Annotated in this window: 12 protein-coding genes and 1 riboswitch; all 12 genes read left to right on the forward strand. The window is 39.6% G+C overall.

Annotated elements, in window-relative coordinates; all coding sequences use genetic code 11:
* Positions 1-135 precede the first annotated feature (135 nt).
* A riboswitch (TPP riboswitch) is annotated at positions 136-223 on the forward strand.
* A gap of 67 nt (positions 224-290) precedes the next feature.
* On the forward strand, positions 291-1013 hold the full coding sequence (locus HSP_RS0109930; protein WP_007524757.1) for an ABC transporter ATP-binding protein: 723 nt from the start codon (positions 291-293) through the stop codon (positions 1011-1013).
* Positions 1010-1756 (forward strand): ABC transporter permease, encoded by a 747-nt coding sequence (locus tag HSP_RS0109935; protein WP_007524949.1) that lies wholly within the window; start codon positions 1010-1012, stop codon positions 1754-1756. Before HSP_RS0109930 ends, HSP_RS0109935 begins: the two co-directional genes overlap by 4 nt.
* Positions 1757-1764: 8 nt before the next feature.
* The gene (gene tenA / locus HSP_RS0109940) at positions 1765-2415 is read left to right on the forward strand and encodes a thiaminase II (RefSeq protein ID WP_007524295.1); all 651 of its coding nucleotides are present in this window, start codon (positions 1765-1767) and stop codon (positions 2413-2415) included.
* A 14-nt stretch (positions 2416-2429) separates the two neighbouring features.
* A complete protein-coding gene (locus HSP_RS0109945; protein WP_010130026.1) occupies positions 2430-3377 on the forward strand; it encodes an ABC transporter substrate-binding protein in 948 nt (315 codons plus the stop codon).
* Positions 3378-3490: 113 nt separating this feature from the next.
* The gene (gene nrfE / locus HSP_RS0109950) at positions 3491-5413 is read left to right on the forward strand and encodes a heme lyase NrfEFG subunit NrfE (protein WP_010130027.1); all 1923 of its coding nucleotides are present in this window, start codon (positions 3491-3493) and stop codon (positions 5411-5413) included.
* A 10-nt stretch (positions 5414-5423) separates the two neighbouring features.
* Entirely contained in the window at positions 5424-5957 is a 534-nt protein-coding gene (locus HSP_RS0109955; RefSeq protein WP_007525339.1) for a redoxin family protein, read from the forward strand.
* Entirely contained in the window at positions 5957-6370 is a 414-nt protein-coding gene (gene nrfF, locus HSP_RS0109960) for a heme lyase NrfEFG subunit NrfF (protein ID WP_010130028.1), read from the forward strand. The genes HSP_RS0109955 and nrfF overlap by 1 nt, the downstream gene beginning before the upstream one ends.
* Complete coding sequence (locus tag HSP_RS0109965) at positions 6367-7122, forward strand: TPR domain-containing protein (protein WP_010130029.1); 756 nt, start codon at positions 6367-6369, stop codon at positions 7120-7122. Before nrfF ends, HSP_RS0109965 begins: the two co-directional genes overlap by 4 nt.
* A 266-nt stretch (positions 7123-7388) precedes the next feature.
* Entirely contained in the window at positions 7389-8462 is a 1074-nt protein-coding gene (locus HSP_RS0109970) for a T6SS immunity protein Tli4 family protein (RefSeq protein WP_007525127.1), read from the forward strand.
* Between the two features lie 340 nt (positions 8463-8802).
* The gene (locus HSP_RS0109975; RefSeq protein WP_007525000.1) at positions 8803-9876 is read left to right on the forward strand and encodes a T6SS immunity protein Tli4 family protein; all 1074 of its coding nucleotides are present in this window, start codon (positions 8803-8805) and stop codon (positions 9874-9876) included.
* A 338-nt stretch (positions 9877-10214) separates the two neighbouring features.
* Positions 10215-11855, forward strand: coding sequence for an ABC1 kinase family protein (locus tag HSP_RS0109980; protein WP_007524893.1), 1641 nt, complete (start codon positions 10215-10217; stop codon positions 11853-11855).
* A 254-nt stretch (positions 11856-12109) separates the two neighbouring features.
* Positions 12110-13390, forward strand: a complete 1281-nt coding sequence (locus tag HSP_RS0109985) for an ATP-binding protein (protein ID WP_007525375.1) — start codon at positions 12110-12112, stop codon at positions 13388-13390.
* Positions 13391-13398 lie beyond the last annotated feature (8 nt).

The raw sequence follows: 13398 nt of genomic DNA on the forward strand, positions 1-13398 counted from the left end.
AGTGATGAAGCGCATCTTGTAGATGCGCTTTTTTTGCAAAAAATTTTTAAAATCAGACCGCTTGTAATGTGAGGTAGATCACAAAATTTAAATGAAAAGTTTGTTTTTGTTCTCGGTTTTTACTAGAATTTTGCAACATATTAGTCGGGGTGCCATAGGCTGAGATAATACCCGTGAACCTGAAACAGTTAACACTGACGTAGGAAACTAAATGATGAAACCATTTCTTTTATTTTCTCCCCTTTTTGCTTTTCTTGCTATTTTCCCTTTGAACGCTTGATGAGGTTGCTATGTTTTGCCTCCAAGTCCAAGGTTTATCTTTGCAATTTGCCGGACAATCGCTGTTTGATAATTTGAACTTTAATGTGAAGCAAGGCGAATGGGTTGCACTTTTAGGCAGCTCAGGCGTTGGAAAATCAACGCTTTTACGCGCAATTGCGGGGCTTGAGCAATCCGCCGTAAGTGCAGGAAAGATTCATTTTGCCCCTCATCTCAAATTAGCTTGGTTGGCGCAACAGGATTGCCTTTTTCCTTGGCTTTCAGTATTAGATAACGTTCAGCTTGCACAACATTTAAAAGGCACAAAAAATGCTGAAAGTTTAGCAAAAGCTGAAGCATTATTAGCTGCAGTCAATATGCAAGCACATATCCACAAGGCTTGTTATCAACTGTCAGGCGGGCAACGCCAACGTGTCGCATTAGCTAGAACCTTGATGCAAGAGGCGGATTTAATTTTAATGGATGAGCCTTTCTCTGCATTAGATGCGGTAACGCGTATGCAGCTACAAGATCTCGCATGTGAGTTGTTGCATGAGAAAACCGTCATTTTAGTGACGCATGATCCACAAGAAGCCATTCGGTTAGCCGATAGCCTCTATATTTTGCAAGGTCACCCTGCGCAAATGCATTTAGTGAGTCAATTAAGTGGCGCGAAACCACATAACATGGCTCAAGCAACCGCTTGGCAATTACAAGAAGAACTGATTGCTAAGTTAATGCAGGAGGCATCATGAAAAAATTAGCTAATTGGCTTGGCTTGTTTCTTTTATTGATTGGCTTATGGCAAGCGGTAGTTTCAATATTTATCTTACCAACCTATCTTTTCCCTTCACCGATAGCGGTTTTTGAGCGTTTATTACAGCACACTGATTTATTGCTCAGCCATGCTAAGGTTACTCTAATTGAAATCGCATTGGGCTTAATTTGTGGGTTTATATTGGGGTTAATTTCTGCTTTATTGCTCACACTTTCACGCCGCGTTTCTGCCTTTTTAATGCCGTTGCTGGTTATCTCCCAAGCAGTGCCTGTTTTCGCGATTGCCCCACTTTTAGTGTTGTGGTTGGGATATGGCATGGCTTCTAAAATCGCTATGGCAGTATTGATTATCTATTTCCCCGTTACGGCTGCTTGTTATGACGGTTTACGTAATACGCCTCAATCTTGGGTACAACTGGCGCAAACTTTACAAATTTCTCCACAGGCAATGTTGTTTAAGGTGCGTTTGCCTGCTGCATTGCCCGCATTAGCTTCAGGCCTACGAATTGCAGTTTCTATTGCACCCATTGGGGCAGTGGTTGGCGAATGGGTGGGGTCTTCAGAAGGGTTAGGCTATTTAATGTTGCAAGCCAATGCCAGAATGCAAATTGATCTAATGTTTGCTGCACTATTTTTATTGTTACTAATTGCGCTTTGCTTATATTTTTTCACTGATTACTGGCTACGCCGATCACTACCTTGGGTTCGTTATATTCATTAAGAGGTTTTATGCTAAAACAACTTATTCAGCAATCGCAGCCTGACTGGCAGCATTATATTGAGCACGATTTTGTCAAACAGTTAGCTACAGGTTCATTACCTGCCGATTGTTTTCGCCATTATCTAAAACAAGATTATATCTATCTTTTTCATTACAGCAGAGCTTTCGCTTTAGCGATTTTTAAAGCAAAAGATTTTGCGCAAATGGAAACACCTCGTAAAGCATTAGACGCTATTTGCCAAGAGATCCAGCTGCATCTTAATTATTGCCAAGAATGGGGAATTAGCGAAGAAGAAATCTTTAATACACAAGAAAGTGCAGCCTGTATTGCTTATACACGTTATCTACTTGATTGTGGTGCAAATGGCGGTTTAGCAGAAATTTACGCTGCAATTACCCCTTGTGCGGTCGGTTATGCTGAAGTTGGCCGTTATATTTGTGATAACTATCCTAGACTGCCGAATAATCCCTATCAAACGTGGATTGATACTTATGCCAGCGAGGATTTCCAACAAGTAGCAAAAGAAACCGCTGATTTTCTTAATCAATGCTGTGCTCATCTTAATGCCGAACAATTACAGAATATCCAAAAAATTTTTACCACAGCCACTCGCCTAGAAATTGGGTTTTGGCAAATGGGGCTAGATTTATCTGAATAATAAAAGGAGACAAAATGAAAAAACGTTACTTACTCACATTGCTTGCGAGCGCCTTAGCGCTAAATAGCCAAGCGGCAGAAAAGCAAAAAATCTCGTTAATGCTTGACTGGTTCGTCAACCCAGATCATGCTGCATTGATTGTGGCACAACAAAAAGGCTTTTTTGCAGAGCAGAATTTGGAAGTGGAAATTATTGAGCCGGCTGACCCTTCATTACCCCCTAAATTAGTGGCGGCAGGTAAAGCAGATTTAGCGGTAGATTACCAACCTCAATTACAAATGCAGTTAGATGAAAAACTGCCTTTAGTTCGTATTGCAACGCTTGCGAATTCACCGTTAAACAGCTTAGTGGTGTTAGAAAATAGTGAAATTAAAACGTTAGCGGATTTGAAAGGCAAAAAAATTGGCTATTCGGTCAGTGGCTTTGAAACGGCTTTACTAGAAACCATGCTTAAGTCTGCAGGGGTAAGCCTCAAAGATGTGCAGCTAGTGAATGTGAATTGGTCGCTTTCTCCTTCACTTATCAGCAAACAAGTTGATGCCGTTATTGGTTCATTCCGTAATTTTGAATTGAATCAACTTGCAATTGAAGGGCATCAAGGCAAAGCGTTTTTCCCTGAAAAGCATGGCGTGCCAAATTATGATGAGCTCATTATTGTGGCAAATAAAGATAAGCTGGAAGCGCCGAAATATCGTGACTTTGTGCGGGCTTTAACACAGGCGAGTGCTTATTTAAAAGCGCATCCACAAGAAAGCTGGGAGTTGTTTGTCAGTTATAAACCCGCTGAGCTAGATAATGAATTGAATCGTCGCGCATGGAAAGATACGCTGCCTTATCTAACTGAGAAGCCAAGCGCATTTGATTTTGCCACTTATGAAAAAATGGCTGATTTCATGCAGCAACAAGGGTTAATCAAAAACAAGTTTTCGGTCACAGACTATGTTGTTGATTTAGCGCCATAACGGTTATTTTTTGGTGAATAAATCAACGTTTTTTGACAAAGATTGATCTAGTTCTCTCAGTCTTTGGCATAGATGTGGCATAATAGCCCAAATTTTTTTGCGATGATTTTATTATGCTTCCGGAATTGGGCTATTTTTCATTAATTTTGGCGGCGGTGGCTGCCGCCTTTCAAGTGGGTTGTTCTCTTTTTAGCGAACTGTTTAAACGACCGCATTATTTAGCGTTAAATCCGCTATTAACCGGCGTACAGTCGCTGTTTTCTCTGCTTTCCTTTGCTCTGTTAGCGCACGCTTTTTTAACGGATGATTTTACCGTTATCTATGTTGCCCAGCATTCTAATAGCCAATTACCTGATTTCTTTAAATTTGCGGCAACGTGGGGGGGGCATGAAGGTTCCATGTTGTTTTGGCTTGCCGCATTAACACTTTGGACAGGCGTATTTTGCATTTTTGCGGATAAATCTGACCGCTTGTTCTACCATCGTACTTTAGCCATGATTGGGCTCATTGCGTTAGGGTTCATGCTTTTTATCTTGCTTGTTTCAAGCCCATTTGAGCGAAGTTTCCCGCCACCACCAGAAGGGCGAGATTTAAACCCAATGTTGCAAGATGTGGGGCTGATTTTTCACCCACCATTGCTTTATTTAGGTTATGTTGGTTTTGCCATTAGTTTTGCAATGGTTGTGGCAAGTTTGGTATCAGGCTGTTTTGATGCCGCAGTCGCGCGCTGGATTCGCCCATGGACGATGATTTCTTGGGGCTTTTTAACCGCGGGGATTATTCTTGGTGCTTGGTGGGCATATTATGAGTTAGGCTGGGGCGGCTGGTGGTTCTGGGACCCTGTTGAAAATGCCTCTTTAATGCCGTGGTTATTAGGCACTGCGTTAGTGCATTCATTGATAGTCAGTGAAAAACGTGGTGTGTTTAATTACTGGACGATTCTATTAGCGATTTTTGCTTTTGCATTAAGTTTGCTTGGTACCTTTATTGTTCGCTCTGGAGTTTTAACTTCTGTTCATGCTTTTGCGGTGGATCCTGACCGTGGCATGGCATTGCTTATTCTCTTTTTTAGCTTAAGCTTTATTGCATTGGCATTATTTGCTTTCCGTGTGAATCTTTGGCAAGGCGAAGTACGTTTCTTACTTTGGTCAAAAGAAACCGCCTTTTTACTGATTAACGGTTTGTTTGCCGTAGCGGCTTCTGCGGTATTGGTTGGTACCTTCTATCCAATGGTTTTTACGGCAATGAACTGGGGATCAATTTCCGTTGGCGCGCCATATTTTAACCACGTATTCACGCCGCTTGCGCTGTTGTTAATGGTTGCGATGGGAATTGCAGTCGTATTGCGTTGGAAGAGTGTGCCAACTAAACAGATCTTATGGCGACTCTATTTATTGCCGGTAGCCGTACTGCTTGCTGTAGCACTTACTATGCAAACGTTGACACAAGTTGCTTATACATTACAAATTTTGCCGACAATTTTTATTAGCTTGGCAATTTGGATTATTCTGACTCATTTGCCTTATTTGCGATATATGTGGCAAATTCGACCGCTTGCAATGCGCCTAGCGCATATCGGTTTTGCAATTTGCGTGATTGGAGCGATGATGAACAGTTATTATGGCGATGAAAAAGGGGTAAGATTAAAACCGAATGAGTCTGCCACTTTAGCGGGGTTTAGTTTCACTTACGATGATTATCAAGATGTGATTGGCGCAAACTACACGGCTGAGCGTGCTATTTTTAAGATTGCTAAAGAGAACGAAACGCTTGCACAAGTAGCCCCAGAACGTCGCTATTATGATGTACGAACCATGACGATGGCAGAAGTAGGGCTTTATCATCATTTCTTAGATGATATTTATATTGTCATGGGCGATAAATTTGGCAATTTAGAATATGCGTTTAGATTGCATTATAAACCTTATGTTCGCGCACTTTGGCTTGGTGGCATTGTGATGGTATTTGCCTCTTTATTAGCATTATTTGGCTATCGCCAAGCGAATAGAAAAGCGCATAAACAAAGTAATAAATGAGAAAAATAGAATGAAAAAAGCCTTTTTATTTTTACCGCTGTTGTTATTGGTGGCGATTGTAGCAATGCTTACAGTGCCGTTAATGAATAAAGACAATCTTTCACCGACTGAAGATTGGCGCGATAAGCCCATTCCTGAGTTTGTGGGGAAAAATTTGCTTGATCCAAACGCACGTTTAAATAATAACAGTTTGCCGAAAGAGCCCTATATTCTTAATGTTTGGGCAAGTTGGTGCACTTGGTGTATTAAAGAATTCCCGATTTTGCACAAGCTTAAGGCAGAAGGCGTGCCAATTGTTGGGCTGACTTATAGCGATCAGCCTAATGATGCAAGAGAGGCATTAACGCAATGGGGAAACCCGTTTCATTTAGTGATTGATGATTATGAAAAAGGCTTCTTAATTCAAACCCTGAAAGTCTCTTCTGCGCCTTCAAGCTATTTGATCGACAAACACGGCGTAGTGCGTTATCAACAAAAAGGCTACAACCCTGATTTCGAGCAAGATTTTCTGCCTCGCTTAAAAGCCTTACGAGAGGAAAAATAATGCGAAAAATTTTGCAAAAAATGGCTTTAATTTTACCGCTTGTCATGAGTGTTGTTGCTCAAGCAGAAATGGTGGATACCTTTGAATTCCATTCCGATGCCGATCGTATTCGTGCGGTGGCGTTAGCAAAATCACTTCGTTGTCCGCAATGTCAAAACCAGAACTTAGTGGAATCGAATGCGACGACGGCTTATAAACTTCGTCTTGAGGTTTATCAAATGGTCAATGAAGGGAAATCTGATCAAGAAATCATTGAAATAATGACTCAACGTTTTGGGCAGTTTGTAAATTACAATCCCCCATTTAACCCGCACACTTGGGCACTTTGGGGAATTCCGGTTGGGCTAGTGGTGATTTTATTTTCTGCTATTTTCTGGCGAACCAAACGCCGTAAAGCGGAGGCAAAATTATGAAAACACGTGCTGAAATCAGCCAAGAAACTTATGAGCAAGCATTAAAGTTAGCGCAACACTTACCAAATGATTTAGCGGCTGAGTTAAAAGAAGAAGCGCAAGCCCGTTTTGAGTTTGAGCAGCAAGCGGTCGAAAAATCGCAAAAATTTACCAAAAAACGCCCGCTTGTTATCGTAGCCATATTGGTATTAGCGTTAGTAGCTGCAGTGGCCGTGGGTATTTATGCGCAAACCGGACGTTTTCAAATTGTGCAAAAAGGCGAGCAGCTTCACCAAGCTTTTGAAGTGCAATCTGCGCTAGAAAGTAAAGAACAGAAAAACAGTCATTATATTCTCAGCCTACAAGATAGATTACGTGCAAACCCTAACGATGGCGATTTGTGGTATGAATTGGGGCAAGCATATGCATTAAATAATGATTTTAATGCAGCCATTATCTGCTTTGACAACGCACAAAAAGTGCTAGGTAAAAAGGCGGCGATTTTAGGCGCAATGGCAACTGCTGATTACTATGAAAATGGTCAAAACTTATCAGAAAATGCCAAAGCGTGGCTTGCTGAATCTTTAAAATTAGATGCTAAAGAGAGTGCTAGTCTGCTGTTGCTTGCAACCGATGCTTATCGAAATAAAGATTATGCTGGCGCTGTGAGTTATTGGCGCCGTGTTTTAGATAGCGATAATGAAGCGCTGGATAGACGCGCTGTGATTCAAAGTATTGCAGAAGCGCAGGCAAAATTAAAAGTGCAACAGTAATTTTGCAAATCTTAAGAAAAATATGCCCGCTTGTTTAGCGGGCTTTTTTACAGAAACCTACCAGAAACGAGTAATATATTCTCTTTAAAATGGATTGTATATGTCACGCAATGTGCTTGATAATGTCATTATTTAATATAGTGTAAAGTTGCACTTATCATTAAAAACATATAAACTTATCGACCAAGCGCAATATGGAAAGAAAGGCGCCAGCAAAAATTCCATTTTATTTAGCATTCTCAAATTTACAGTAAGGAAGAGATCACATGCCGAAGATGAAAATTTCTAAACTGATGTTTTATAGCACTGTTTTGACTAGTGTTATGTTGTCTTCTTGCAGTCAACACCCCAAAACCCACTCAGCAGTAGAAAATACAGCAAGCAATGGTGCTCAAAAAGCGACAAGGTATTGGACTGAACAGCCATTTTGCAGTGGTCGCTACCAAATTAACTTACCGGTTAATCGTAAAGATGGCACCAGTTGGATTAAATACAATGGTTGGCAGGTAACCGTACGACCAGACTATTGGAATAAATCAGTAGAGTTGGCGTCAAAGATCCAGAAGCTAGGTCATAATGGAAGTGATATTTTTATAGAAAACCGTACAATCGTTCCTAATAAAGCGATAGCTACGGTGACACAGGCTCCTGCCGTATGGAGTAATCCGACGTTACCAGAGGTAAAAGGGATGCTCTATTATGTCGATTATAGGTTCAAATTAAGTAAGAACGATGCCTATACGGTTAGAGCTTTTGTACGTATTATGCCTGTTAACGGTAAAGAGCCACCAAACCTTAAACAGCTGGAAAAAAGTAAAGTTGATGAAGCTATTGGGTATTTACAGAATGATTTTTTCAACAAGATTAGAGATCGTAGTGAGAGCGATATTCCGCAGCAACAGGGTGTCTGCCTGACAGAGGGGTTTATTGCTGATAAGGGATCCGAGCCATTTTGGGGCAGAGTGGGTATCAAAATCAAAGATTATAAAGACGTTTATGCTGAGCTAACGACGGGGGGAGCTTTGGAGGAAGGTGATAAACCACTATTAGAGCGAGATCTTTTCGCTAAAGATAGTGCCTGGGATAAACTCCTCTCGTGGACGAAATACAGCACCATCCGCAAAGGAAAGCGCAATATCAATGATATGGTCGGCAGTGAAAAACTGGTTAAGTTACAAGGAAATCGATATCTATTTATCTGGGAAAAAGATGATGGAAGCGTAAAATTTAAGATGACTTTCGGTACCAGTGATGACAATTCTACTGGTTCCCCATTAAGTGAAAAGGAGGCTTTAACGGCTTGGGATGCAATATTGCCGACATTGAAAAAGCGAATTTGATCAGATTTTTAATGAAACTTACTACATTTATTAACTTTAAAGCTTAAGAAAGAGACAAAAATGAACCGTAAATATCGTAGAAAAAATATATTTAAGATTGGCTTATTATATGGTGCTATAGCAATAGTATTAACAGGATGTAGTTCTTGTTGGCCGATGTGTATCTAGAAACATTATCTTTACAATAACAGGCTATCTGAAACTTTAAGTTAGATTTCAGACAGCCTTTTACTATTGAATTTTGTAAGTGATGGTAGAACAACTAAGAGAAGTAGGAGTTAGCAGATTAAAAATTCCATTTTATTTAGCATTCTTAAATTTACAGTAAGGAAGAGATCGCATGCCGAAGATGAAAATTTCTAAACTGATGTTTTATAGCACTGTTTTAACTAGTGTTATGTTGTCTTCTTGCAGTCAACATCCCCAAACCCACTCAGCAGTAGAAAATGCAGCGAGCAATTATGCTCAAAATGTGGCTACGTATTGGACTGAGCAGCCATTTTGCAGCGGGCGCTACCAAATTAACTTACCTGCTAACCGTATAAGTGGGACTGGTTGGCTTCGATATAATGGTTGGCAGATAATTGTGCGACCAGATTATTGGAATCTGGAAGTAGAATCCGTATTAGAGGTTAAAGAAAAAGGATATAACGGAAATGAGAGTTTTATAGAAAATCGCATAATTATTCCTAACAAAGCGATAGCGATGGTCACGCAGGCTCCTGGTTCATGGGAACACTCGGTGTCAAAGCACTTAAAAGGCATGATCTATTATGTCACGTTCTATTTCAAGTTAAGCAAGAATGATGCCTATTCCATTACAACTCTTGCAAGCATTATGCCTGTCAACGGCAAAGCGCCACCAAACCTGAAACAGCTGGAAAAAAGTAAAGTTGATGAAGCTATTGGACAGATACGGAATGATTTTTTTGACAAGCTGAGAGATCGTAAAGATACTGAAATGCCACAGCAACAGGGGGTCTGTTTAACAGAAGGATTTATTGCCGATAAGGGAACTGAACCGTTTTTTGGCAGTGCGGGCATTAAAATCAAAGACTATAAAGACGTTTATACAGAGCTAACGACGGGTGGATCTTTGGAGGAAGGTGATAAACCGCTATTAGAACGCGATCTTTTCACTAAAGATAGTGGTTTGGATAAACTCTTCTCGTGGGCGAAATACAGCACCATCCGCAAAGGAAAACGCGATATTAATGGTATGACCGGCAGTGAAAAACTGGTTAAGTGGCAGGGAAATCGATATTTATTTATCTGGGAAAAAGATGATGGCAGTGTGAGATTTAAGATGACTTTTGGTACCAATAAGAAAAATGCCAAAGGTTCGCCACTCAGTGAGAAAGAGGCTTTAACCGCTTGGGATGTGATATTGCCGACATTAAAAAAACGGCTTTAAATAAGGGACTATTGCAGTTAAATTAAAGTAAAAATACAAGCGGTTGGATTTTGAAGGTAATTTGCAAAAATACTGTAAAATTTGACCGCTCTTTTAAATCAAAAGCCTTCAAAACTTAGCGCATTGAGATTTTGATTATTAGTATTAAATTAAAAAAATCTAATGTGGCTTGCCTTGTAAATAATTGTAGAGATCCAATTGAAAAATGGATAAACTGAAATCATCAGCAATTTTCGAAAATCTTCAGTTAGAGATGTAAAAGACCTGTCTCAATTTAGTCGCAAATCAACCTTATTTTAAACACTCGCTAAATAGCATGCACAAAGAGGAAAGTTACAATGGCCATTTTTAACAAATTTCAACGTACCAAGCAGGTTGCAGAAATCTTATTACGTTATGGTTTAGATGAGTTTTTTGAACGCAGTAATTTAGAGAAGTGGTTACCGGAATCCCTTTCAAATAAGTTAGCCAATGAATCAAGTGGAAGCGTGTCTGTATATGAACGTATCCGTCGAGCGATGGAAGAGCTGGGCACAACTTACGTTAAATTAGGGCAGATGTTAAGTGATCGCCGTGATTTGCTACCAGTTGAAATGATTACTGAACTACAAAAATTGCAAGATAAAGTAGAAGTTCAGCCCATTGATATTGCAGAGAAATTTCAGCGTGAATTAGGCATAGATATTCATGAACATTTCGAAATGCTTGCTTCAGAGCCTATGGCATCAGCTTCTATCGGTCAAGTATTCAAAGGGCGGTTGAAAAACGGACAAGATGTTGCGGTAAAAATCAAACGAGAAGGCATTGATGAGGTCATTAAGGCAGATTTACTTATCTTACAAGATCTCGTGAATTTTCTAGAACAACGCAACGACATTATTTCTAACCTTCAACCTAAAGCGTTATTAAATACCTTCAAAGAATCCATTACAACAGAACTCTCCCTTGAAAGTGAGCGTCGTAGCATTGAGCGTTTTGCTAATAATTTTAAGCAAGATTCACGTATTTTAGTCCCACAAACCTATTCGAATTTATCAAACAATAACATTCTTTGTATGGATTTTGTGTATGGCTCAAAAGTGACCAATAAAGCACAGATTGAACAACAAGGTTTACTGGCTAAAGATGTTGCTTTACTTGGATTAGATCTCTATATGAAACAAGTATTTGAGTTTGGCTTCTTTCATGCTGATCCCCACCCTGGCAACATTCTATTAACGCCTGACGGGCAGATTGCTTTTATTGACTTGGGGGCAATGGGCAAACTCAGTCCTAAAGAACGCGAATTACTTGGAAATTGTTTGTACTATGCCTCTCAAAAAAATGTGCGAAAAATCATCGAGACCATTAAGCAGCTTGCTGTCAGTTATAATGTGCCGAATGAAAAAACGCTAGAAAATGATCTTTCTGAGATTTTCATGCTCCTCACTGAAAGCAATTTGGCAGGGTTAGATATCAGTGAATTGATGAATCGTTTTACCAAAATTATGAGCGAAAATAGCATTATTATGCCTGAGGGCGTTTATTTGCTAGCAAAAGGTTTTGCCCAGATTGAGGGAATCGGGCGTTATCTCTATCCTGAATTAGATATTGCAGCCGTACTTAAACCTTATGTTACACAAATGCTCAAGAAACGATTTTCACCTAAACGCGTGATTAGTGAAAATTTCGAAAAAATTGCTGACAGCTACAACAACTGGCTTTCGCTTCCGGAAGAAGTCAAAATTTTCTTACAAAAAATCAGCAATAAGGAAATTCGTCTTGAACATGAAATCCACGGATTAGAGCATTTTCGTAAGACTGTCGAACGAGTGGGCATTATGTTGATTATTGCTGCACTCATTATTGCAGCGTCTATTTTATCGTTGAACGAAAATCTCCCTCAGCTCAATGGTATACCAATACCAAGCTTGATTTGCGGTGCGATTGCATTAGTACTGGCGGTCTTTTTATTGATTAAGCGAATAGATAAGAATTAATGTAATGAGAATAATACAAGCGGTCGAATTTTTAAGATGATTTGCAAAAACACCTCAACATTTGACCGCTTTTTGGCATGAAAAGGCCGTCTGAAATTTCAGACGGCTTTTTCATTATCTTAAATTCAATTTAAAAAATGCAAAAATCAATCATTTTTTCATTTGAAAAAATGTAAATATATAAACTCATATCATTAGAAAAAGTGTATTCATCACTGTATAATTAGCCTATATCCGTCGTTTTGGAGGGCATTATGCAGCGTAAAATCATACAATCCTTAGAAAATTGGAAACACAAAACAAACCGCAAACCGTTGATTATTCAAGGAGCAAGACAGGTAGGAAAAACCTGGGCGATGAAACACTTTGGCGAGCAATCCTTTGAAAAAGTGGCGTATATCAACTTTGATAATAACCCTCGCATGAAAACGCTATTTTCTGGCGACTATGATATTGATCGCTTGATACTCGGTTTGAAAATTGAAAGCGGTGTCGATATTCAAGCAGAAAACACCCTGATTATTTTTGATGAAATACAAGAAGTCCCGCAGGCATTATCTTCACTCAAATATTTTTACGAAAATGCACCTCAATTTTATATTGTCGCGGCTGGCTCATTGCTTGGGGTATCACTACATCATCAAGTCTCTTTTCCTGTCGGCAAAGTGGACTTTTTACCACTCTATCCCATGGATTTTCACGAATTTTTAACCGCACTTGGCAAACAAGATTTGGTGAAATTGCTTGAGCTGAAAGACTGGTCGCTAATTTCCGCCATGAAAACCACCTATATTGATTTACTCCGTTTATATTATTTTGTTGGCGGTATGCCTGAAGCGGTAAAAGTATTTATCGAAACACAAAATGTCGATGAAGTGCGTCAAGTACAACGTAATTTATTGATGGCGTATGAACAAGATTTTTCCAAACATATTCACGATGGTCAAACCGTGCAAAAAGTGCGGTCAATTTGGGCTTCCATTCCAGAGCAACTTGCCAAAGAAAATAAAAAATTTATCTATGCTCAGCTACAAAAAGGGGCGAGAAGCAAAGACTATGAAATTGCTTTGCAATGGCTAAAAGACAGCGGCTTAGTACATAGCGTGCCTCGAGTGAAGAAACCACATTTACCACTTTCCGCTTATCAAGATAACGCCTTTAAATTGTATGGGTTAGATGTCGGGCTACTTGCCGCACAAAGCAATTTGGATGCCAGCGTACTGCTAGAAGGTAGCCGTATTTTCACTGAATTTAAAGGAGCTTTAACCGAACAATATGTCTTGCAACAATTGATTGCCACGCAAGAAAACCCTGTTTTTTATTGGGCAACTGAAAAAGGTACGGCAGAGGTCGATTTTATTCTGCAACGTAAGCAATCCGTTATCCCGATTGAGGTCAAAGCAGAAGAAAATTTAAAAGCAAAAAGTTTGAAAGTGTATGTAGAACAATTTCAGCCAGCGCAAGCTATTCGTTTTTCCATGGCGGATTATCGGGAACAGGATTGGCTAGTGAATGTGCCGTTGTATGTTTTTTAATATGTTAA

This window comes from Haemophilus sputorum CCUG 13788, assembly GCF_000238795.1.
Classification (GTDB): Bacteria; Pseudomonadota; Gammaproteobacteria; order Enterobacterales; family Pasteurellaceae; genus Haemophilus_A; species Haemophilus_A sputorum.

What these genes read in the sequence shown, in the direction of transcription:
- HSP_RS0109965 (WP_010130029.1), top strand. Translation starts at nt 6,367, where the DNA reads ATGAAAACACGTGCTGAAATCAGCCAAGAAACTTATGAGCAAGCATTA.
- HSP_RS0109975 (WP_007525000.1), top strand. Translation starts at nt 8,803, where the DNA reads ATGCCGAAGATGAAAATTTCTAAACTGATGTTTTATAGCACTGTTTTA.
- HSP_RS0109955 (WP_007525339.1), top strand. Translation starts at nt 5,424, where the DNA reads ATGAAAAAAGCCTTTTTATTTTTACCGCTGTTGTTATTGGTGGCGATT.
- nrfE (WP_010130027.1), top strand. Translation starts at nt 3,491, where the DNA reads ATGCTTCCGGAATTGGGCTATTTTTCATTAATTTTGGCGGCGGTGGCT.
- HSP_RS0109945 (WP_010130026.1), top strand. Translation starts at nt 2,430, where the DNA reads ATGAAAAAACGTTACTTACTCACATTGCTTGCGAGCGCCTTAGCGCTA.
- nrfF (WP_010130028.1), top strand. Translation starts at nt 5,957, where the DNA reads ATGCGAAAAATTTTGCAAAAAATGGCTTTAATTTTACCGCTTGTCATG.
- tenA (WP_007524295.1), top strand. Translation starts at nt 1,765, where the DNA reads ATGCTAAAACAACTTATTCAGCAATCGCAGCCTGACTGGCAGCATTAT.
- HSP_RS0109930 (WP_007524757.1), top strand. Translation starts at nt 291, where the DNA reads ATGTTTTGCCTCCAAGTCCAAGGTTTATCTTTGCAATTTGCCGGACAA.
- HSP_RS0109980 (WP_007524893.1), top strand. Translation starts at nt 10,215, where the DNA reads ATGGCCATTTTTAACAAATTTCAACGTACCAAGCAGGTTGCAGAAATC.
- HSP_RS0109935 (WP_007524949.1), top strand. Translation starts at nt 1,010, where the DNA reads ATGAAAAAATTAGCTAATTGGCTTGGCTTGTTTCTTTTATTGATTGGC.
- HSP_RS0109970 (WP_007525127.1), top strand. Translation starts at nt 7,389, where the DNA reads ATGCCGAAGATGAAAATTTCTAAACTGATGTTTTATAGCACTGTTTTG.
- HSP_RS0109985 (WP_007525375.1), top strand. Translation starts at nt 12,110, where the DNA reads ATGCAGCGTAAAATCATACAATCCTTAGAAAATTGGAAACACAAAACA.